At 39.6% G+C, this 21,445-nt stretch carries 18 protein-coding genes; 3 read left to right on the top strand and 15 right to left on the bottom strand.

The annotated features are described in order from the left end of the window. Positions 1–9 precede the first annotated feature (9 nt). The 7 genes from ACXAH9_RS04055 to ACXAH9_RS04025 all read right to left on the bottom strand — a co-directional run bounded on the left by ACXAH9_RS04055 (position 10) and on the right by ACXAH9_RS04025 (position 8,934). Positions 10–456, bottom strand: coding sequence for a response regulator (locus ACXAH9_RS04055; RefSeq protein WP_474893586.1), 447 nt, complete (start codon positions 454–456; stop codon positions 10–12). Further along, entirely contained in the window at positions 440–2,503 is a 2,064-nt protein-coding gene (locus ACXAH9_RS04050; protein ID WP_474893585.1) for a sensor histidine kinase, read from the bottom strand. Before ACXAH9_RS04050 ends, ACXAH9_RS04055 begins: the two co-directional genes overlap by 17 nt. A 131-nt stretch (positions 2,504–2,634) precedes the next feature. Beyond that, positions 2,635–4,905: a PAS domain-containing protein gene (locus tag ACXAH9_RS04045; protein ID WP_474893584.1), complete on the bottom strand. Its 2,271-nt coding sequence runs from the start codon at positions 4,903–4,905 to the stop codon at positions 2,635–2,637. A 268-nt stretch (positions 4,906–5,173) separates the two neighbouring features. Beyond that, positions 5,174–5,776 (bottom strand): sugar transferase, encoded by a 603-nt coding sequence (locus ACXAH9_RS04040; RefSeq protein WP_474893583.1) that lies wholly within the window; start codon positions 5,774–5,776, stop codon positions 5,174–5,176. Between the two features lies 1 nt (position 5,777). Continuing rightward, positions 5,778–6,176: a response regulator gene (locus tag ACXAH9_RS04035; RefSeq protein ID WP_474893582.1), complete on the bottom strand. Its 399-nt coding sequence runs from the start codon at positions 6,174–6,176 to the stop codon at positions 5,778–5,780. A gap of 99 nt (positions 6,177–6,275) precedes the next feature. After that, entirely contained in the window at positions 6,276–6,656 is a 381-nt protein-coding gene (locus ACXAH9_RS04030; RefSeq protein WP_474893581.1) for an Hpt domain-containing protein, read from the bottom strand. A 64-nt stretch (positions 6,657–6,720) separates the two neighbouring features. After that, positions 6,721–8,934 carry a PAS domain-containing hybrid sensor histidine kinase/response regulator gene (locus ACXAH9_RS04025; RefSeq protein ID WP_474893580.1) on the bottom strand — a complete coding sequence of 738 codons (2,214 nt, stop codon included), beginning with the start codon at positions 8,932–8,934 and terminating at the stop codon, positions 6,721–6,723. Between the two features lie 325 nt (positions 8,935–9,259). On the opposite strand from ACXAH9_RS04025, the gene ACXAH9_RS04020 reads away from it, so the two are divergent. Next, positions 9,260–10,051, top strand: a complete 792-nt coding sequence (locus ACXAH9_RS04020; protein ID WP_474893579.1) for a DUF481 domain-containing protein — start codon at positions 9,260–9,262, stop codon at positions 10,049–10,051. Here ACXAH9_RS04020 and ACXAH9_RS04015 read toward each other — a convergent pair. The 3 genes from ACXAH9_RS04015 to ACXAH9_RS04005 all read right to left on the bottom strand — a co-directional run bounded on the left by ACXAH9_RS04015 (position 10,041) and on the right by ACXAH9_RS04005 (position 13,279). Next, positions 10,041–10,943, bottom strand: a complete 903-nt coding sequence (locus ACXAH9_RS04015) for a mechanosensitive ion channel family protein (protein WP_474893578.1) — start codon at positions 10,941–10,943, stop codon at positions 10,041–10,043. The two genes, ACXAH9_RS04020 and ACXAH9_RS04015, sit on opposite strands and share 11 nt — an antisense overlap. Next, a complete protein-coding gene (locus ACXAH9_RS04010) occupies positions 10,943–12,754 on the bottom strand; it encodes a mechanosensitive ion channel family protein (protein ID WP_474893577.1) in 1,812 nt (603 codons plus the stop codon). Before ACXAH9_RS04010 ends, ACXAH9_RS04015 begins: the two co-directional genes overlap by 1 nt. A gap of 99 nt (positions 12,755–12,853) precedes the next feature. Then, positions 12,854–13,279 (bottom strand): FKBP-type peptidyl-prolyl cis-trans isomerase, encoded by a 426-nt coding sequence (locus tag ACXAH9_RS04005; protein ID WP_474893576.1) that lies wholly within the window; start codon positions 13,277–13,279, stop codon positions 12,854–12,856. Between the two features lie 128 nt (positions 13,280–13,407). On the opposite strand from ACXAH9_RS04005, the gene ACXAH9_RS04000 reads away from it, so the two are divergent. After that, positions 13,408–14,115 (top strand): pirin family protein, encoded by a 708-nt coding sequence (locus ACXAH9_RS04000; RefSeq protein WP_474893575.1) that lies wholly within the window; start codon positions 13,408–13,410, stop codon positions 14,113–14,115. A 1-nt stretch (position 14,116) separates the two neighbouring features. Beyond that, a complete protein-coding gene (locus ACXAH9_RS03995) occupies positions 14,117–14,602 on the top strand; it encodes a VOC family protein (protein ID WP_474893574.1) in 486 nt (161 codons plus the stop codon). A gap of 49 nt (positions 14,603–14,651) precedes the next feature. Here the strand turns inward: ACXAH9_RS03995 and ACXAH9_RS03990 are convergent, their stop codons facing one another. The 5 genes from ACXAH9_RS03990 to ACXAH9_RS03970 form a co-directional block, all read right to left on the bottom strand. Beyond that, complete coding sequence (locus tag ACXAH9_RS03990; protein WP_474893573.1) at positions 14,652–16,001, bottom strand: RagB/SusD family nutrient uptake outer membrane protein; 1,350 nt, start codon at positions 15,999–16,001, stop codon at positions 14,652–14,654. Between the two features lie 18 nt (positions 16,002–16,019). Further along, the gene (locus ACXAH9_RS03985; RefSeq protein WP_474893572.1) at positions 16,020–18,980 is read right to left on the bottom strand and encodes a SusC/RagA family TonB-linked outer membrane protein; all 2,961 of its coding nucleotides are present in this window, start codon (positions 18,978–18,980) and stop codon (positions 16,020–16,022) included. Between the two features lie 153 nt (positions 18,981–19,133). After that, positions 19,134–20,114: an NADPH:quinone oxidoreductase family protein gene (locus ACXAH9_RS03980; protein ID WP_474893571.1), complete on the bottom strand. Its 981-nt coding sequence runs from the start codon at positions 20,112–20,114 to the stop codon at positions 19,134–19,136. Next, positions 20,111–20,452 carry an arsenate reductase (glutaredoxin) gene (gene arsC, locus ACXAH9_RS03975; RefSeq protein WP_474893570.1) on the bottom strand — a complete coding sequence of 114 codons (342 nt, stop codon included), beginning with the start codon at positions 20,450–20,452 and terminating at the stop codon, positions 20,111–20,113. The genes ACXAH9_RS03980 and arsC overlap by 4 nt, the downstream gene beginning before the upstream one ends. Continuing rightward, positions 20,449–21,444: an acetamidase/formamidase family protein gene (locus ACXAH9_RS03970; RefSeq protein WP_474893569.1), complete on the bottom strand. Its 996-nt coding sequence runs from the start codon at positions 21,442–21,444 to the stop codon at positions 20,449–20,451. The genes arsC and ACXAH9_RS03970 overlap by 4 nt, the downstream gene beginning before the upstream one ends. Position 21,445 lies beyond the last annotated feature (1 nt).

Genomic DNA, 21,445 nt, shown 5'->3' with positions numbered 1-21,445 from the left:
ACTTTCAATTTACTCTTCAGGAATTTGGTTAATCAATACCCAGTACATACTTATCTCCTTTGTCACCTCCATGAAATTGGAAAAATTTATTGGCTTCACTACGTAGCTGTTCGCTCCCAGTTCATAGCACCTATCCAAATCTTTATTTTCCCTTGAGGAAGTCATCACGACTACCGGTATTTTATTTAGGTTCTCGTCTTTTTTTATTCGCTCTAAAACCTCCAGCCCATTCAACTTTGGAAGCTTCAAATCCAGCAAAATGAGTTTGGGTTTAATTACAGTATTTCTGCCTTTATAGTCTCCTTTCCCCTGCAAATAATTGATCGCCTGCTCTCCATCTTTCAACCAGATAACATCATTGACGAAGTTTGAGTTTTTAAGTGAACGCATGGTGAGCTCTGCATCATCAAAGCTGTCTTCTACTAATACGATTTGGACATCATTGGTAAACCCCATTTTCTATTTCTTTTTTAAAGCGCAAGTAAAAGCTTGCTCCATCTCCTTTCTTAGCCTTTGCCCATATCTCACCATCGTGTGCCTTCATAATTTTGGCACAGATGGAAAGACCCACTCCCGTACCTTCAAACTCTTCCTCACAATGCAATCGCTGAAATACATTGAATAACTTATTGTAGTAATCCATATTAAATCCAACGCCGTTATCCTGAATGGATATCACAAAGGAAGTATCTTCTTCGACAAAAGATATAGAAATTTCAGGATTTTCTTCTTTAGAGCTGTATTTGACTGCATTAGAAATGAGATTAAAAAACACCTGCTTGAGCATGGATTTGTCTCCAGTAATCTCAGGTAAATCTGCTAACGTGATGTACTTTTTCGAATCGCTGAATAGCTCGTCTAGTAGATGCTTGATTAATTTATTTAAGTCTATCGATTTAAAATTCAGCTTCTTACGATTCATCCGACTAAACTCCAATAAATCATCTATCAAAGCACCCATCTTTTTACTATTTGCTGCAATTCTTAAAAGATATTTTTTAGCATCTTCAGGGATTTTATGATTATAATCCTCTATTAATGCTTCTGAATATCCATTGATTGCCCGCAAGGGAGCTCTCAAATCATGTGAAACAGAATAAGAAAAGGCCTCCAGTTCTTTGTTGGCCTTTTGTAAAGCGTTTGTTCGCTCATTTATTTTCTCTTCCAGCCCTTTATTTGAACTCTCAATTTCAAGTTCATACCGCTTCTTTTTATCGATATCCTGAAATAACCCGTGCAGCTTGGTCACTTCACCATTTTCATAAACAGCTCTCCCAATGGCTCGAGTCCACTTTTCATTACCTTTTGCTGTGATGATTTTTAATTCAAGATCCCATGGTTGTTTTTTAGAGATTCCTTCTTCCACAGCTTTGGTAATAATATTCTTATGATCGGGATGGTAATAGTTAATCCCATCATCTAACGTTATCTCTTTTGTATTATCCTCCTCATGTATACGATAGACGGTATCACTCCAATAGCATTTACTTTCTTTCACGTCTACATCCCATGAACCAATGTTAGCCACGGAAGAGACTTCAGCCATCATCAAATCCCTTTCTTTTAATTTTTCTTGTTGGTGTATCTCTTTTGTTAAGATCTCTGTAAAAACAATAAAGCCTCCTACTTGATTATTTTCATCATACCAAGGCTCCAAATTCCAACGAAAATATTCAATATTACCATCCAACTCAAATGAATCCAGATCCTTGGATTGTTTGTTCCCCAAGAGAACCTTTTCAAATCTATCAATCCATTCTGTTTCTTTCACATCCGGGAATATATCCACAATTGTTTTCCCAATAATTTCAACACCTTCAATCCCATAGGCCCTATAATATTTGTCATTAGCCAAAATAAATCGTTGTTCTGAATCTAACATTGCTATTGCACCAGGGCAATATTTCACGAAGATCTCAAACTGACTTTGAATGATTTTTCTCTCATCAATTTCAGCTTGCAGAGCTTCTGGACTTTTAAATTCTAACGCTTTAGGGATGACGAAACCTAATACTATGGCCGTTGTAAGAGAAACCGCTCCCGTTATCAATTTGGTGAAACCGCTTAATCGATACATGGGCTCCCAAAATAAAACTACGTCGATTAAATGAGTAAAGCCACATAAAAGAATGAATGCAGCGAAAAGCAACACCAAACTTTTTCCTTTGCCCAGGTCCTTATTTCGTATAAACCAGAAGAGCATGATTGGGATGGAAAGGTATGCTATGAAAATCGAAAGATCAGCAGATATGTACATCCAACCCTCAACTGAAGACCAATCTCCACAAGTCCAACGTGCGGGCCAATTGTCTGTGCTGAAAAGACCTGTGAAGTAGGTGGTCAAGGTTGGGTTTTTGGTAGAAAGTGAAGGAGCTTTACAGACAGAGAGGCCATCTACTTTGAATAATTCTTGCTGCTCTTCAATTTCTGAATTAAAAATACTAGCGGAGAGAAAAATGATGGGTGTTGTAATAATTACAACCGTTATTAATAATTTACGCATTGGATTACCGGGTTCATCAGTGTAATGATTGATGGACTCCAAACCAATGTGAAAGTCAATTGTTTGATATCTATCGATAAAACATGCTATCTATTCGATAAATATCCTTCAATTTTTGAATATAAAATTGCCTACAACCCCTCCTTTCTAAACTTTAAATAAAAAGTAGCTCCTTGATCGACTTCTGCTTCTGCCCATATTTCGGCATTATGAGCTTTCATGATCTTATCACATATCGCCAGGCCAATACCTGTTCCCTCAAACTCATGTTCATCATGTAAGCGATGGAAAACCTTGAAAATTTTATTGTAGTAGTTCATACTAAACCCAACACCATTATCGCTAATTGAGATAATGTAGGCATCCTTTTCCTCGGTGGAATTAATAATTACTTCTGGATCTTCTTTTTTTGAACTGTATTTTATCGCATTGGAAATGAGATTCGAAAATACCAGTTCAAGCATTTGTTTATCACCTCTTATGGTTGGCAGGCTTCCTAATTCTATGATTTCTTTAGCGTCTTGGTATATATCATCAATTAACCTTGCTACCAATTTGCTGAGTTCAACTTTTGAGTGGTTCACAATTCGCCGATTCATACGACTAAACTCCAGCAGATCATCAATCAGCTGACCCATTTTTCGACTATTGACCACTATTCGATCAAGGTAATTGCGCGCAGTTTCTGGAAATGCATGATAATCTTCCATCAATGCAAGTGAAAAACCATTAATTGCGCGTAAAGGAGCGCGTAAATCATGTGATACGGAATAAGTAAATGCTTCCAACTCCTGATTGGCCTTCTTAAGTGCTTTAGTTCGCTTTTCTACCTTTTCCTGAAGTGTAGCATTCAGGAATTTTATTTGCTCCTCCTGCTCCACCTGTTCAGTGATATCCCAGTTTACACCAAGCATCCTAACCGCGTTACCAGCTTTATCGTTGATTACTTTTCCTATGGAGCCAATATACCGAACTTCACCTGATGGCCATATTACACGAAATCTGATATTGAGTTTTTCGCCTGTTTGAAGGCATTCCTGAAATTCACTATTTACACTCTCCCGGTCCTCAGGATGTATCCCATGAAACCATGCTTCATAGTTACTGGAGAAATCATTTTTATCTAGGCGATATAATTCGTATAGATGATCGTCCCATTCCAGTTTATTATTCAAAATATCCCAGTCCCAAACACCCAGCGAAGCTGCATCACGAGCTATGGTAAAACGCTCATTAAGAAGCTTAAGTTTCTCAGCTCTTTCCTCTACCTTTATTTGACTTTCAACTCTGTCGTTGATATCCTGAAAGAGTCCCTGCAGTTTAATTAACTTATCTCCATCAAAGACCGGCCTGCCAATTGCACGGGTCCATATTTCACGTCCTTTTGCTGTGATAAGCTTGAGCTCCAGATCATAAGGCTCCTTATTTTCAATCGCATTGTTAACAGCCGCTTCCAAGGTCTTCCTGTAATCCGGATGAAAATAGTTGATGCCCTCTTCAACTACTATCTGCTTCGAACGATCCTCCTCATGAATCTCGTATACCATGTCACTCCAGTAGCACTCCTGGGTCTCAACATCGATTTCCCAGGTGCCAATACGGGCCATTTTGGAAACATCCTCAAACAGCTCATTGAGTGAATGAATTTTTTGTTGAGCTTCGTTTTTGGAGGTGGTATCTCTAAAGATAGTTGCAAATTCATCCTTGGTCGGGCTATAGATATTCATTCGAAACCATCTCTTCAATACCTCTGAGTACTCTTCAATTTCACGGGACTTTCCTGTAGTGGCCACCTCATTGAAAATATCCAGCCATTTTGGATCAGCTTCAATGGCCCCAGGCACAGCCTCAGATACAAGCTTTCCTTCTAGCTCTTCCTTTGGTATTGGAATGTAGTTTTCAAGGCCCTTACCTACATTAAGGTATTTCCAGTCAATAGGTTTCCCATTTTCATCCCTCACAATCTTGGCATGGGCAAACCCATCCTCCATTTCGTTGAGCAAAGTCCTTAGAACATTGTCATGTTCTTTAATACGCCGATTTCTTTCTTCATCATCAGACACCAGTTCCGTAATCGTAATGATCCCACCTATCGATTCTTTTTTATCCGTATACCACGGCTCAAGCTTCCATCTCAAATGAATGACGCCATCTTTGGTTGGAAAGGGATCATAAACACCCGAAAGCGACTGGCCACCTAATACCTCTTTATATCGTATCTTCCAGTTAGAATCGGTTTTGGTTTTAGGGAATAATTCAAAGTGTGATTGACCGATTATGTTTTGGTTCTCCAAACCATAGTCTCTATACCATCCATCATTGGCCATCAGATAACGCATCTCACGGTCAAGCATAGCAATTGATCCAGGTGCGTATTTCAAAAAAGTGTTGAAGACATCCATATGGTATTGGCCAATTGCTGAATTAATATTGGTATGCGGATTACTTCAACCCATTCTTTTCCCATAGAAGTTCCAATAAATCATTACACTTTTAAATAATTTAAAAAAACTGTGATAAGTAGGGCATAAGGTGAGAATGGGTAATGCAATGTTAGACGGATTCTGACAATTGATTAAGATATTAATCACCTAATTGCATTTAGTAAAAATTACTAATAGTGTAAAGAGTAATAAATATGGGGCAAAAAAGATAGATTTCCTGCTGCTCTCAAATGCAAGTAAGACCTACTGGTGTCATTAACCGATCAGACCAAAGGTCATTGGTTAGTTTTTCTGCTTCGTTTAGTGGCAATGGACGATTGCCTACAACAGACATATCACCATTCAAAACATTCACTAATTGAGGTAATTTATCAATTCCCGTTTTTCTGATGAGCCTTCCTACATTTGTTATGCGTGAGTTATCTGGGTTCTTGACAAATGGATTTTCGTTTTCTCTCATTTTGAGAAAATCTGCTTCTGTCAGCACCTGGTCGTCACCAATCAAAACAGCAGGGCTATCAAGATCAATCAGCTTAGAATGATTAACCATGGGCTGATGACTCTGATCTACTAACCCATCCACTAGTTCTTCAGCATTTACATGCTTAGTTCTAAACTTATAGAGGGTAAAGATCTTGTAGTTCATGCCAACCCTTGATTCACGACAAAATACAGACCCTTTAGATTCCATCTTTATCAGGATAGCCACTACAATGAGTAATGGTAATAACAAAATCAGTAGTGTACCTGCAAACAGTATATCAAATGCTCTTTTATAAAAAGACACTTTTTGATTTGTGCAGCTTTTGTTGGTGGTTATTCCTTCCATGTTATGATGCTTTTAAAACCGGAAATCTTTTTGCACTTGCCAGAACCTTTTGGATTCTTAGCTTCAATTCAAGCGGATTGAATGGTTTGTTTATGAAGTCATCTGCTCCATCTTGCAGACATTTGATCTTTACATCACTTTTTTGCTCGCCTGACAAGAATACCACAGGGATATGATCAAAATCAAAGTTGGATCTTATCTCTGAAAGCACTTCGTAACCGTTGCTGTCGCCCAATCCGTAATCCAGAACAACCAGATCCGGGACCATGTGACTTTCCATTGAGTACAATAACTTTTGACCTGAATCAAATACAACTAGTTCGTACTCGGAAGAGAGTAGGTTTAGCAAAAACTCTCTCATCATTTTATTGTCTTCTACGATATAAATCATCTGTTTCATTGTGCAGTTAGTTTTTTGTTTTACATATCAAATTTGTAGAATGTATTTCTTTAATACTTAGGCATAATACCTGATTTACAAAACGCGTAAAATCCGTAGCTAACTAAGGGTTTTACTTAAATCTTTGACAGTAATGGTGTGCAGATCAGCAATGGCATAATCACACTTATTTATTACAATATTAGATAGGTGGGAAATTCTTTCCAGGCACCTAGCGTCACCTGCCAATGACTCAATTTCATTTAGTTCAGTATAGATTTCTATTCCCATGAGATCAACCGAGCTCTTCAATTCATGCGCCACTGCCTGAATGCCATTAAAGTCTCCATCGCTTGTGAAGCGCCTCAGCAAACGTACAGACTTAGGTATCTCCTGCTTAAACAGGTCAATCATTCGGAATATAAACTGCTCGTCATCACCTGAAAACGAAACCAGTTTGGTCAAATTCACATTTTGAAATCGCTGAATCATTGGGTTCATTTATTGAATTTTAATCGCTTTTATCTAGTGCTTGAATTTTAATATTGAGTGATACTTGGCTTGTTTAAGCAGCACTCTTTAGATCATCCAATGCCTCATTGCACTTGTCTATTACGATGCTGGAAAGAAACTTAATCCGATTAAATCCCTTTCTGCTATCTGCCAGGCTTTCGATCTCCTGTAACTCGCCCAAAATAGACAAGCCCATTAGATCAATTGAGCTCTTCATGTCATGAGACACCATTTTAATTCCGGTGAAATCCTTTACAGCTATGCGTTCATCTAGCGATGTGAGAGATTTGGGGATTTCTGTCTTAAAAAGATTAATCATTTGAGAAACGAACTCATCATTGTCTCCCGCGTACATTTTAAGTTTTGTTAAATCATACGAGCTATTTGATTCCTCATACAATTCATCCCTCAACCCATATTCATTAACTGTCTTTTTTTCCGGGAGCTCAAGCACTTTTCCAATTGCATTGATAAGATCTGTATCTTCAAATGGCTTGGCCACATATTCGTCCATTCCTGCAGCAAGGTATTTCGCCCTTTCTCCTTTCAGCGCATTGGCAGTCAGTGCAATGATTGGGATATCCATTTTCAGTTTATTCCGAATAATATCCACTGATTCTAATCCACCCATCTCAGGCATCTGTCCATCCATTAATACCACATCATATTCGTTTGAGAGTATTTTATCAATGGCAATCTTACCATTTCCAGCTAACTCTACGTTTGCTTTCTCACCCTCAAGAATAGTGGTGGCATAGACCTGGTTGACTGGATTGTCCTCAACCAGTAGGATATTGACATCATCCAGGGCGTACTGAACTTTCGATGTTTCCAATTCTTGTAGGTCCTTCAGACATCCCTCCGCGAAAGTCAATTCAATACTAAAAGTAGTCCCTACACCAACCTCGCTTTCAAGCTGGATTTCACCATCCATCAGCGCTACTAATTGTTTACAGATAGACAGACCTAATCCGGTTCCCCCATATTTTCTGGTGGTATTCTCATCTGCCTGTTTAAAGCTTTCAAATACACTTTGGAGCTTTTCCTCAGGAATACCAATTCCAGTATCTTTTACGATAAAGCGGACCCGATTTATTTTACCCGTGCATGAAACGAGCTTAGAAGTAATCCGAACCTCACCCTCATCGGTAAATTTCACTGCATTGCCTACGATATTTGTTAATACCTGTGACAATCTAACCGGATCGCCTAGTAGGATTTTATCTTTGAGTTGTTCATCAATCTCACTGATTACGTTCACATTTTTCTCTGCTGTGCTATACTGAGCCGTAATTGTTACATTGTTCAGTATTTCAGATACCTTTAATCCTGTTGATTCTAATTCCATCTTACCGGATTCAATTTTTGATAAATCCAGCAGATCATTAATAATGGCCAGGAGGTGCTTGGCTGATTTCCGAATGGAACTCAAATAACTCTTATTTTTCTTTGAAAGTTTGGAGTTTGCGATGAGCTTGCTCATACCAATAATTCCACTCAGTGGTGTTCGTATTTCATGGCTCATATTCGCCAAAAACATCTCCTGTGTTTTGAGTGAAATTTCCGCTTTTTCCTTCGCCTCCTTGAGGCTTTCTTCCATTCGCTTTCGGTCTGTAATGTCTCTTGCTACCGCATGGAACCCTCTAATCCTACCACCTATTTCGATGATTTTTACATTTTGTCCCAACCAGATTTCGTTACCTTCAGAATCAAGAATCGGAAATTCAAAATAAGAGGTTGCTTCGCCTGAGGCTAATTGGTCCATGTAGAACCTCGCAACTCGATCTTTCCAGTCAGTGCGAACTGGCATAGTAAAGTGCATCCCCTTGACATTCGCATCATCCAGCTTCAAAATCTTTTTAGCAAGCGGGTTTAAATAAGTCAACTCTCCTATATTATTAGCCCAGTAAATAATATCATTGGCTTCCTCCACCAATAGTTTATACCTTGCCTCACTTTCGTGTAAGGTCTTTTCGGCTTTCTTTTGCTCTGTGATGTCATTAGCAAAAACACTGATATAACCTTTTTCAATTAATGGATTTATTTGAAGCAGATAAGTGGCTCCCTGCAGGCTAATTTCTTCAACCCTGCTTTTTGATATGTCTTCAAATAAGAATGGAGGACACTCACCTCCAATTGAGCATCCACAATGTTCAAATAGGGGCATGCATGCTGAATTAGCGTATTCGATTATTCCATCCAGGGATACCCTAAAAATAGGATTTGGACTTTCCTCAATTAAGTCATAGAAATTATTACAGTCCATAACGTTTTTTCTTTTGCTCACAATTCGCATCACTGTAGAATAATGATAATCGATCTTCTTACAGGTGACATGGTTTGTGAAGTGGTTAATTAATCACTACAAAAAAGTCGAGGATCCTCGAATTTGATCTCAGTATGATAACTGAAAACAAAAAAAACGGACTTCACTTAGCTGTACTAAGGGATTTACTTAGATAAATATGCTTCAACCAAACCCTGAAAGGTGATAAGTTTAAAACATCATTTTGCATTCATATTTACATAATCAGTATCTGATATAACTTACTTAATGAAGTTCTTATAATTCCAAAACATTATAAAATCTCATGAAAAGAGCCCATGTTGTAATCCTTCTGATATTCATCCACACGGATGTGGTATCACAGTTACTCTTTCCAGAAAGTTATGCCATCATTTTTGACAGCACACGTCATTTTAAAGGGGCCGTAGCTCCATCCGTTGAAATTAAAACACTAAGGCAGTTATATATAGAAATAACTAATCGCGCAGATATGGCATTTAGGTTTAAAAACCATGGAATTACCATTGCGAATAAATTTGAATTAACCAGAGACGGAGATCAAACGATTCTAAGCGGAGGTTTTCTTTATGGTAAGTTTAAAACGTTCTATGATAATCCCTTTGTCCTAGAACATTATGCTCAGTACCAATGGGCCGAAGCTCGAGGACTGGTCAAGAAAATGGCCATTGGATCAAATATTCGGTATAAACTTCTTAAAACCCAGAAAGGTGGTGCTTTTGTGGGGATAGGTCCATTTTATGAATACGAGTTGTGGGACCATAGAGGAGTTCCTTTGGATCGGGTGCCGGACAATCCCCCAATGGAAGATTCAAAGGAATGGAAAATGAATTTTTACATCAGCACTAAGCGTGAGCTTTCAAAAAAAGTCCGATTCGAGGGTGCTATCTATTTTCAGGATGAATTAAATGACCTTTTCAATGCTCCCAGATGGGCGGGTGCAGTGAGTGTTGTATATTCAATCACTACGCATATTGGTTTCGGAGTGAACCTTCAAACCATTTACGATTTTGATCCGGTAGTGCCTGTTGATAAATTATGGTTTAATACCTTCTCAGCGCTTGAGGTTACTTTTTAGACTTTTCAGATACTTTCAACTCAGGTATGCTAACCACCTCAAATGTGGCAGAAGCCAGTTGAACCTTACTTTCAGTTTTTTCAAACGATTTTAGTATTTCTTTAAATAACTCGTTTTTAGTAAAACGCCTCTTCTTGAAATTAACAACATATCTCAAAGTAAATTCTACCCAATTATCGTTTGCAACCATAGACACCATTGGAGTAATAATTGCATCCTCGATGAGGTACTTCTTTGTCATTTCCACCCACTTCCCCATTGCATCAGCTGCAAAATCACCAGTTACCTTTTCACCTGCCTCTTGAATCAAGTCTGCGGCCAATTCATAATCAGAACCAAATCTTACAGGAACCTTAATCTCATCCCAAAGGAAAGGGTAGTCCGCTGAGTAATTAAACACAGGTTCTTTAAAAACAAAGCTATTAGCTATCCTAACAATACGACCATTATACAAATCGCCATCCACCCACTGGCCAAGTTCCATGAGCGTAGTTCGTAAAACGCCTATGTCAATAACGTCCCCCTTAATACCTCCTAACTGGACTCTGTCACCGGTTTTATAAAAACCACCGAATAAAATTGCTAACCATCCTGCCACGGAAGCTATTACTTCCTGCAAAGCAAAAGCAATACCTGCTCCAGCCACGCCAAGAGCTACAGTTAATCCTCCAAGTTTATTACTGTACACAATGCTGAAAAAAACAATGATGGCTACCCAAGCAATGAATGAAGCAAATTTTTTAGCCCGATACCGATTGTCAGTGTCTTTGATTTTTGAGAAAAGTTTGCTTTGAATAATCTTTCCTATGGACCATATAAGAATTGCACCAATGAGAAAAGTAACAACCTTACCAACGGTATCATTAAACAATATTTCTTCAATTTTCTCCATTAAAGTTTGGGTATAGTGGATGTATTTCCGTCTCTGACAGCACTGTAGTGTGGAGACATAATTTCAATATCTGCTTCGTTAAACTTGTCCTGAATGTTTGCATGGAGTTCTGAATATATCCGTGGCATTCGCTCCGGTACATCAGTATAAGCGTTTAATTGGTAAGAGACGTACCAATCATCCAAACTGGTTTGCAATACGAAAGGCTCTCGACTGATGTTTATACCATCGGTAGCTACAGCCGCTTCGACCAGGAGTTCATGTACCTTCCGCCAAGGCACATCGTACCCAATAGTCACAGAAGTGTTTAAAATCAGTCCCAGTTCTTTACTACTACTTGAATAGTTGATGGTGTGACCGGTTAGAATAGATGAGTTTGGCACAGTGATGTCTTCATTTTTACTTGTGCGCACACGGGTTACAAGTAAAGTCTTTTCTACAATCTCTCCAGTCACTTCTCCGATTTTTACCCGATCACCAAGCTTGAAAGGACGCATATAGGTAATAACCAAGCCTGCTACTGCATTGGAGATCGCTGAGGTAGAACCAAAGGCAATCAACAGCCCGATAAAAACAGCTACTCCTATGAAGATTTCAGAATCAGAACCTGGCAAATAGGGCCATATCATCACCAGCATAAATGCATAGACCAACAATTTGACTAACCGGTAAGTGGGCATGGCCCAGTCAGAATAAAAGCCAGGAAAACTAAGGTGACTATTTTCTATTTCACTGGCTATAAACTTTAAAAACTTAACTAAGTACCTGGTAATGAAATAGATTACCGCAATGGTGAAAACATTGGGCAGGTAGTTCCAGAAGCTGTACCAGATGTTTTCAGCTGGTGCTAATATCCAATTCAGCAACGTTTGAGTCCACCCTCGGGTAAAAGGAAAAAGACCGAAGACCAGTGGCAGAGATAAATAGAAAGTGAGTACATAAAGACTCCACTTTAAAATTGAAACACTTTTTAAACCAGCTTCCAGGTGAAGTTCCGGAGGTAAAAGTTCGTAACTCTTAATACGTATACCAGTAAGGTACTTTTTCTTGTTGACAGTCATCCAGCCATGAAGTCCGTTAGACAGCCTTCTAATGAAATACAGCACCAGAATGACACCTCCAATAATTAGAAAAACCAATCCAATGCGAGCTGCAATATTCTGAACAGTGCTCCTATTACGTGTTTGCACAATAAACTCTGCAACGGTTGTTTTATAGTTATTAGCCAATGAATCTTTTGTTATTCCCTCCACCCAAAGTGCGTCCCAGTCGGAGACACTTATTACAATCAAATCATTATACATCACATCTATAGTTCCATCATGTGATATTATTTGTAACGAATCCCTGTAGAAATAATCATCCCTTACCAGTAATTCGATTTTCTCTGTAACACTTTTGGCACGCTCCTCAGCCATAACCGGACCTAGTTTGGTATAAACTGTAAAGAGTGAATCTCCGAATGGAGCTACTATAAATCCTTTGGTGCTTTTTCTAAGGTGAAGGATTCGTTCTCGCTGCATTGCATTATGTATAGAGTCCCGCTGCTCAATTTCTCTCACCTGTTCATGAAGAGATGCTTTATTTAATCTATCACTTTCCTGAAGGATCTGGATTTTCCTTATAAGATCAGCACGTGCAAGCGAGTCCTGCATTCTTTTTTCACTATTTTGCTCAAGTAGCCGTTCATAGGTTTTTAGTTGTTGGGTCAGACTATTTACACGCCGCTCTATACTGTCTGATCGGAGGCTATCCTGTGCAAAAGCACCTGATGTGATAACAATAGTATAAAAAAGAAAAAGATTTTTCATGAAGGCTACTACCCTGATTTGCGATTAAGATACGACAAAAATGGCATAAAAAAAGAGGCCTTGAATCAAGGCCTCTTCCATTTTATATTTTCAAAAAAACTATCCGATCTCAACAAGTTGAATATCGAAAACCAAGTCTTTTCCGGCCAGTTCATGATTGGCATCTACAGTGATGGCCTCATCAGAAACTGCCGTTACCGAAACGTATGTTTGATGCCCCAAATCATTTGTTGCCACTAGCTTCTGACCTACCTCAGGCTTCATGTCTTCAGGTAGTTGATTCTTGGGAACATCCTGTATCAACTCATCTCTTCTGTCTCCATATGCCTCTGCAGATGGTATGGTAACCGTCTTCTTTTCATTGATCTCCATCCCATTTACCGCCTCATCAAAGCCTTTTATCATTTGTCCGCCACCCACAGTGAACTCCAGTGGATCGCGTCCTTCAGAAGAGTCAAATACTTCTCCAGAAGTGAGTTTTCCTGTGTAATGTACTTTTACTTTGTCGTTAGCTTTAGCTTTCATAAATACTTTTCTTGTGAAATAATCCCACAAAGGTACAAAAAATCTATAGCCTTAATGAATTGATATATTTAAATGTAACTACATTAAATGTATTTACGTTTATTTGATTGATTTGAAATGGGAGAATTATGAAAAAAACAATTCACAGGGCAGATAGCCGCGGCACTGCAGATTTCGGATGGTTAACAAGCCGACATACATTTAGTTTCGGGCAGTACTATAATCAAGATCGGGTTCATTTTGGAATGCTAAGAGTACTAAACGATGATGTGGTGAAAGGAGGTGCTGGTTTCCCAACGCATCCGCACAACAATATGGAGATTGTATCCATTCCTCTGAAGGGAGCATTGGCCCACAAAGACAGTACTGGGAATGAAAAAGTGATTCACACCGGAGAGGTGCAGATCATGAGTGCTGGCAGTGGATTAACCCATTCAGAATACAATGCCAGCAAAACAGAAGCAGTCAACTTTTTGCAGATCTGGGTTTACCCAAAAGAAAAAGATATTGCACCTAAGTATGATCAGCGGGTGTTTGACGTCACGGAAAGACGTAACAAAATTCAAGTTGTGGTATCACCAGATCATGAAGATGCCCTTTGGATTAATCAAGACGCGTACTTTTCGTTAGCGAATATATCTAATGGGAATGTGGTGAATTATAAACTCAATAAGCGTTTAAATGGAGTCTATATATTTCTTATTGAAGGTAAAATCAGCGTTGAAGGGGAAGATCTGAACAAACGAGATGCGATTGGAATATCTGATGTTGAAGATATTCAAATAGACGCATTGAAAGAGTCGGAACTATTACTCATCGAAGTACCAATGAACTGAAATGGAAACTTATAAAATCCCAGAACAAGCACGCATTGGACATGTGCATCTAAAAGTAGCCAACATCCAGCGATCACTGGATTTTTACTGTGGCTTGCTAGGATTTGAGTTAATGACTACATATGGCGATGATGCCGTGTTTATTTCAGCCGGAGGTTATCATCATCACATTGGCTTGAATACATGGATGAGTAAGGATGGAGATCCTCCACCTCAGAATACAACTGGCCTTTTCCATATTGCCATCCTGCTTCCAAGCAGAAAAGATTTGGCTGTACTACTGAAAAGGTTGAGAGAAGCAAAATATCCAATTACCGGAGCATCTGACCATGGTGTTTCTGAAGCTATTTACCTGAATGACCCGGACCAAAATGGAGTAGAGCTTTATTGGGATAAACCAAAAGAAGAGTGGCCTATGAAAGAAGATGGATCCCTGGACATGTATACACGGCCACTGAATGTGAGTGACCTAATCTCTAAGGCATAAAAAAACCCGCTCAAAAGAGCGGGTTTTTACACATAATCTTAATTAGATGTTACTCATTCTCCGCAAAAGGTGTAGGAAATTCACTAATCCTTGTATCTCCAGCTCTATCAAGAGGAAGATCACTTAATCTATTATATCTCCTTAAATCAATCCATCTGTGACCCTCACCAAATAACGAATATCGCCTTTGAGTAAGCATTTCGTCTTCAACTTCAGCATCAACTGCTGGATTTGCTGTTGAACCACCTAATCCGGCAGCTGCCCTTATAATATCGAGAACTCTGAGGGCCTCCGCATTATCTGTACCTATGTTTGCTTCAGCGTAAATTAAAAGCAATTCCTCATTTCGAATGATCGGTATTGGATCCGTATTACTAGAATAAATTGTAACCTGTCTATCACCAGACAATCCATCAAAAGTAACAGTTATAGGGCCTAAATCTGGATCATCTTCCGGATCAAACAAGCTGGTTTTTTCTGCCACTCTATTATCTCCTGCCTCAGCGTCAGCCTCGAAAGATGGATGAGCCATGTATCGATCCTGATTTGGAATGTAAAATAGTGGGTTTGCAATATCATTCCCCGTCAAACCGAATACATGAGCGGGCCCTAAGTCTAAACTTGCTGTTTCATCCATAAATGAATCTGCCAAAAACCCTAACGCAGCAGTCTTATCATCTTGATAGATTGCCACCCTTGCAGCAATTGCCCTGTTAAACTCTGCAAAAGTAGATGGTGTGTCAAATCCAGAGAATCCACTGCTTAAAGGAAAATCGAAAACATCCTCTCCTGCATCGTACTCGCTTGCAGCATTTAATAACTCTGTATTAGCGTCATTAAGCATGGTTCTAATAGCTGCCAAAGCATTGCTGTAGGAAACGAAATCACCTAAATCATCAGGATCATCCACATCTATTCTAATCCCGTTCGTATACTGCCTATTTGCAACCATCATCAAAGCATAAGCTTTGAAGGTTCGTGCATAGCCACGATAACCATCAAGTGTTTCATTACTTAATGACGTAGCTGAATTATCTACCGCAGTTAATAGCAAGTTTGCAGTTTGTACAACTTTATACCAAGCTGCATAAGCTCTGGTAGTTAGAAATCCATTATTGTCTAATGGCCCAATGAGTATCTCACCAGTGTATCGTGGATCAACCTGTGTCAGGTCATTATATTCCCGCCCTAAAATGGCTACTGTTTCATAATGAAATCCCAAATCATTTCTTATAACTGCTTCAAGACCTGTAGTCAACAACCTTAAATCTTGCTGGGTTGCACCTTGCTCAAAACTTGAAACTGTCGGAGCATTAGGGTTTTCTATCTCGTCTAATGTACACGCTGATAGCGCCATCAGAACAGATAAAGTCAATATGTTTTTATATATCGTTTTCATAATGATATGTCCTTTCCTTTAAAATTTAATATCCAAATGGAAGTTGATAAACTTACTAGCAGGGTAAGGAGTAACCTCAACCGTGTTGGCTAATACATTATTACCGAAGTTTGATACTTCCGGATCATAACTATTATAGTCAAAAATGTTAACCAAATTTCTCCCTGACATACCCACTTTTATTTGAGATAGCTGAGGAACTAAATCTTTTGGAAGAGTATAAAAGAGACCTATTTCTCTTAATCGAATATACCCTGCATCTTCAATAACGGGATCAGGATTAGCGAATGCCTGGCTAGCTCTGTAATCTCCATTACTTAATGTTCCGGAAGGATCCAGCCCTGTATCATCATAATCCCATGTGGTGCCTGCTAAATCATAAAGCAGCGTTGTTAAGTTGATGGCATCACCACCTTTCTTCCAGTGCCATAAGAAAGTCAAATCGAAATTCTTATAACTAATTGAATTAAACCATGACATCTGGAAATCAGGTTCAGCATTACCATAAACGGCAAAACCATCACCATCAGGATCACAATTATTGCAATCAGATGCAATATAAGTACCAACAATCTGCGTTGCACTTTCGCCTTCCTTAATCAGGTAGGTTCCAAGAGACGCTGCAAAACCACCAGTGGTGAAAGCAGGAACATCTAGTCTAGTTACTGTAGACTTATTTTTCCACCACCTCAATGTTGAATTCCAGGTAATGTCGTCGTTTTGAACAACAGTCGCATTCAATCCAATCTCAATTCCCTTATTTTCTAACTCAGCCCCATTAACGACACGACTTGTAAATCCTGAAGAAGGCTCATTTTGTGCTTGCAACAACACGTCCTTAATGGTTTTAATATAATAGTTGGCTGTAATACCTATTCTATTATCAAGTAGTCCAATATCTGCTCCGATCTCCAACTCCGTTTGTCTCTCTGGCTCAACATTTACATCACCAAGCAGGTTGCCAGGAGAAACCCCTGAATTACCTCCAATGAACTGAGGGTTAGTCAAAATAAATCGTTGATTAAATTGAGAGAATCTGCCAGCCTCTCCATAAGCAATTCGTGGCTTAAGATTGTTGATCACATCTACATTCCAAAAATCAAACTCATGTAGATTGACAGCTAAACTCGCTTTTGGATAAAAATATAGCTTATCAGCATCCCCATTATTGGTAGACTTATCTCCTCTTAAGCCTACTGTGGCAATAATTTTATCCTGATAATTGGCTTCCTCTTGCACAAAGAAACCTTGATCTTCCTGTGGTGTTATTATTTGCTGAACACCAACATTTGCAGATTGACCCAAATTTGTTTGAGAACCATTAAGCCCTGTAGCTGTGGTAATCACGGTGTTTTTGTCAAAACTCTGTAAGAAATAACCCGCTTGTGTGGTCAGGCTTAATCCATTATCTAGAAAATAGGAGTGAACTAAGGATGCTGTAATATTATAATTAGTATTAATTGTGCTTCCTGATATCGAGGCTCCACCTAGTGATGAGGTTGGTCTGAAATACGAAATAGTACCAGGAAAGATACTTGTGGTCCTCAATGTGTACTGATCTAATCCCCCCTGCAATACCAATTTTAATTGATTATCATCTTTCGTGAGAATTTTCACATTAGTAGTTAATCCTCCAATATATCTGTTTACTTCTTCCCTGTTTGTAGTAACAGCAACTGTTTCAAGCACATTGGATCCTGCAGGTGCTGCTGGGTAAACACCATCTACAGGATATAAGTCCTGCCATGGATACGTAAAGGCCAATGCATAACCGACTGTTCTATTTTGGTTTCCATTGTTGAAGAACCCCTTATCTGTTTGGGAGTTTATATAATTGTTAGTTACATAAATATCAATCCAGTCATTAAACTTATGCCCAACATTTAACCTAACTGACTCTTTGGAATATCCGGTATTTTCTACCAACCCAGGCTCATCCTTCACTGTAAGGCCGAAGAAAAAATCTGTTTTTTGATCACCCCCTGAAACTGACAGTCTTGAAGTACGTGAAACTCTGACATGATCGAACAATTCAGCTTCGTAATCATTTAGATTTCCACTTGACACTGCGGCTGCTGCATCTGCTCCACCAATCGCTTGAGCTTCTGCAGGATCCCAATCCCTTAAGCCAAGTAATTGCGTTGGAGAACGCAATCCAATGGTTTGTGAAAATGAGGTCTGAGCTTTACCGCTTTTACCTCGTTTGGTAGTGATAATCACTACTCCACCTGCCGCACGCGAACCATAAATTGCAGCAGCAGATGCTCCTTTCAAAATTTCAATTGTTTCAATATCCTCAGGGTCAATGTCAGCGATCCTGTTAGTTGCATCATCTTGATTGGTTGATGGGTTACCTCCACCGGCAGCTTCAGATACAATGTTGTTACCCATAGAGGTTGTGGAGTTATCCACGTATACACCATCGATAATAAAGAGAGGTTGTTGATCACCAAAAATGGATGTCACACCTCTTAGCCTCATAGATACACCTCCTCCTGGAGCTCCTGAGTTAGCTCGAATATCCGCTCCAAGAAATTTACCAGAAAGTCCACCATCAAGCGTTGACTGATTGGTGATTCCTGTTAGCGTTTTCGAATCAATTGATGCAACTGAATTTGCCAAATTTGACCGTTTTACAGATGTTGCCAAACCAGTCACCACCACTTCATCCAGATTCGTCACATCTGTTCGCATGGCAACATCTCCAGCGTCTGATGCAGCTATCTCTTGACTGGAATATCCTATGGAAGAGAATACTAAGGTCGATCCCGATGGAACCGCTAGTTCATATTCCCCATTTATACCAGTAATAGTTCCATTTGTAGTTCCTTTCACTAATACAGTTACCCCCGGTAATGGTTCTCCATTTGAAGCATCCGTGACCGTTCCGCTGACCCTTACATCCTGAGCCATCAAAAAACTAATGGGTACCATTAAGGCCAAAACCATCAGTTTTCTTTTTAAGTAGTTTTTCATCATAGTAGAGTTTTTAACTTAAAAATTGATTTAACATTCTGTCTAAAATCACGAAATATAGGATGAATACCAAAAATTCTTCGATTAATATAGTTGTAAAAACAACTTCCGCTTGAAAAAAATCATATAAACAGAAGATTATTCCGAATAAATTTACTACTGATTTACTCGCAGAATAATCTTTCCTCGCACATCTCGTTTCTCTATCTTTTCTAAGGCTTGTCTTGTATCTGACAGAGGGAATATTTCATCAACCACGGGTTTTATTTTGCCTGTTGCAACCAGCTTAAGAAGCTCCTGAATATTGCTTTTATTCTCTTCAGGGTAATGTCGAAAGAAATTACCCCAAAACACTCCGGTTAGCGATGCGCTCTTCAGTAATGGAAGGTTGAGCGGAATTTTCGGAACATACCCAGACGCAAAGCCAACAACTAAAAATCGACCCATCGGAGCAATGGCCCGAAATGCTTGTTCAGAATAGTCTCCCCCCACAGCATCGAATATTACATCCGCTCCCTTTCCTCCGGTAAGATCTTTGAGTGCTGCTTTAATGTTGTCCGGTGTGTACTTGTGTAGCACATCCGCTCCCAGCTTTTTACAAAATTCCAGCTTCGCATCAGTAGATGCACAGGCGATCACTTTGGCACCCATCACCTTTCCCAATTGGATTGCTGCAGTCCCTACCCCTCCTGATGCTCCTAGTACGGCAAGGGTTTCTCCTTCTTTGAGATTTGCCCGATCCTTGAGCGCATGAATGACCGTGCCGTGGGTCATCAAAACAGTGGCTCCATCCTGAAAGCTTACATCTTCAGGTAAATGATGCGTATTGAAAGCAAATCCCTGCACCTCCTCGGCAAAGGCACCCCAGGTTGTACCTGAAACCACCCGATCTCCAGGTTTGAATTCGGTTACATCCGGACCCACTTCCTTTATCACTCCAGCTACCTCTCCTCCGGGAGCAAATGGAAGATCGGGCTGAAACTGGTACTTTCCTCTTATTATGAGGGTATCAGGAAAATTAACACCAGCATATTTCACCTCTATGATAACCCTACCCGGGCCCGGAGGGCCAACTTCATGATCACCAAAAACAAGTTTCTCAGGACCTCCAAGTTCTTTTACAAGTATTGCTTTCATAGGATATCCAATACATTTTCAGGTGGACGGCCAATAACCGCCTTGTTTTCATGAATAACAATTGGTCGCTCAATCAATTTTGGAGAAGTGATCATCGCATCTAACCACTCATCATCAGACAAGTCTTTTCCCTTATAATTTTCCTTATACTCAGCCTCCCCCTTTCTGATCAAATCAAAAGGCTTTATTGCCAGCAGTTCCACGACCTGTTTCAACTCATCTTTTGTTGGTGGATTTTTCAGGTATTCTTTTACAATGAAGTTTGCTCCTTTCTCTTCAATCAACGCAAGCGTTTGCCTGCTCTTGGTGCATCTGGGATTATGATAGATTGTCATCATTTGGATAATACTTCTTTATTTATTGACATGGTAACTAGCATATGGGGTACATCCACCACTTCGGCAATTTTAAGATCGCCAGCCAATGAACACAACATATACGCATCATTTCGACTCAATCCATGATTACTCACCAAGTAATCAATCATGTATCGTGTTGCTTTCTTTGCCGCCTCATCGATGGTGGTAGCATATGCTGTTACCGCATAAACATCGTCATTCTCATATTGCGGCTCCTCAATGGAAGATCCTTTCAGTAGCTCTATTTCGACCAAAAACTTCATAGGGGCCTCAATAGCTGTACCGCAAACTTCGCCCAACCCCTGGGCAGCATGTGCGTCACCAATTGAAAACAAAGCTCCTTCCACAAATACAGGAAGATAGACAGTCGTTCCCTCCACTATATTCGGATCATCCATATTACCCCCATTAGCCCTGGGAGGTATGGTAGAAAGTAAACTATCCGTGTTCGGAGCAACCCCTAGCACCCCTGGAAAGGGCTTCAACGGAATGTTAATCCCATCAGTAAAACGCACGTTGTTTTTACCGGCTAGTTCAAATGTCTTTAAATGCGGTTCGGTAAACTTATCAGCCAAAAATCCAAAACCGGGCAAGATGGCCGTCCAACCCCATTCACCTATTTCAATCTTATGAAGGGTCACCGCAATCACATCGCCAGGCTGAGCCTCATTGATGTAGATTGGCCCTGTTAGCGGATGAATGGGATCAAAGCTGAGATTCATTAAATCTGATGTATCAGAATCAATAGTCAACTGCCCATCCGTTGCTTCTTCGGTGCTTATCTCAACTACCTCTCCTGAATTGATGGTCAGCACTGGCTCAATGGTTCGACTCCATTTATTGTGAGTTTGCTCCGAGGTAAGTGTGTGATCAGCTATCGGAACAACTGCATCGGCTAATTTCTCCGAGTTCTCTTCGACTGTGGTACATCCAACTATAGCGACCACTAAAATCCATATATGCTTCTTCATG

The organism is Ekhidna sp. ABH4_415 (assembly GCF_056161305.1).
The sequence above is the reverse complement of the archived record's forward strand: the minus strand, read 5'-3'. Positions and strand labels throughout refer to the sequence as shown.

What these genes read in the sequence shown, in the direction of transcription:
- ACXAH9_RS04055 (WP_474893586.1), bottom strand. Translation starts at nt 456, where the DNA reads ATGGGGTTTACCAATGATGTCCAAATCGTATTAGTAGAAGACAGCTTT.
- ACXAH9_RS04050 (WP_474893585.1), bottom strand. Translation starts at nt 2,503, where the DNA reads ATGCGTAAATTATTAATAACGGTTGTAATTATTACAACACCCATCATT.
- ACXAH9_RS04045 (WP_474893584.1), bottom strand. Translation starts at nt 4,905, where the DNA reads ATGGATGTCTTCAACACTTTTTTGAAATACGCACCTGGATCAATTGCT.
- ACXAH9_RS04040 (WP_474893583.1), bottom strand. Translation starts at nt 5,776, where the DNA reads ATGGAAGGAATAACCACCAACAAAAGCTGCACAAATCAAAAAGTGTCT.
- ACXAH9_RS04035 (WP_474893582.1), bottom strand. Translation starts at nt 6,176, where the DNA reads ATGAAACAGATGATTTATATCGTAGAAGACAATAAAATGATGAGAGAG.
- ACXAH9_RS04030 (WP_474893581.1), bottom strand. Translation starts at nt 6,656, where the DNA reads ATGAACCCAATGATTCAGCGATTTCAAAATGTGAATTTGACCAAACTG.
- ACXAH9_RS04025 (WP_474893580.1), bottom strand. Translation starts at nt 8,934, where the DNA reads ATGGACTGTAATAATTTCTATGACTTAATTGAGGAAAGTCCAAATCCT.
- ACXAH9_RS04020 (WP_474893579.1), top strand. Translation starts at nt 9,260, where the DNA reads ATGAAAAGAGCCCATGTTGTAATCCTTCTGATATTCATCCACACGGAT.
- ACXAH9_RS04015 (WP_474893578.1), bottom strand. Translation starts at nt 10,943, where the DNA reads ATGGAGAAAATTGAAGAAATATTGTTTAATGATACCGTTGGTAAGGTT.
- ACXAH9_RS04010 (WP_474893577.1), bottom strand. Translation starts at nt 12,754, where the DNA reads ATGAAAAATCTTTTTCTTTTTTATACTATTGTTATCACATCAGGTGCT.
- ACXAH9_RS04005 (WP_474893576.1), bottom strand. Translation starts at nt 13,279, where the DNA reads ATGAAAGCTAAAGCTAACGACAAAGTAAAAGTACATTACACAGGAAAA.
- ACXAH9_RS04000 (WP_474893575.1), top strand. Translation starts at nt 13,408, where the DNA reads ATGAAAAAAACAATTCACAGGGCAGATAGCCGCGGCACTGCAGATTTC.
- ACXAH9_RS03995 (WP_474893574.1), top strand. Translation starts at nt 14,117, where the DNA reads ATGGAAACTTATAAAATCCCAGAACAAGCACGCATTGGACATGTGCAT.
- ACXAH9_RS03990 (WP_474893573.1), bottom strand. Translation starts at nt 16,001, where the DNA reads ATGAAAACGATATATAAAAACATATTGACTTTATCTGTTCTGATGGCG.
- ACXAH9_RS03985 (WP_474893572.1), bottom strand. Translation starts at nt 18,980, where the DNA reads ATGATGAAAAACTACTTAAAAAGAAAACTGATGGTTTTGGCCTTAATG.
- ACXAH9_RS03980 (WP_474893571.1), bottom strand. Translation starts at nt 20,114, where the DNA reads ATGAAAGCAATACTTGTAAAAGAACTTGGAGGTCCTGAGAAACTTGTT.
- arsC (WP_474893570.1), bottom strand. Translation starts at nt 20,452, where the DNA reads ATGATGACAATCTATCATAATCCCAGATGCACCAAGAGCAGGCAAACG.
- ACXAH9_RS03970 (WP_474893569.1), bottom strand. Translation starts at nt 21,444, where the DNA reads ATGAAGAAGCATATATGGATTTTAGTGGTCGCTATAGTTGGATGTACC.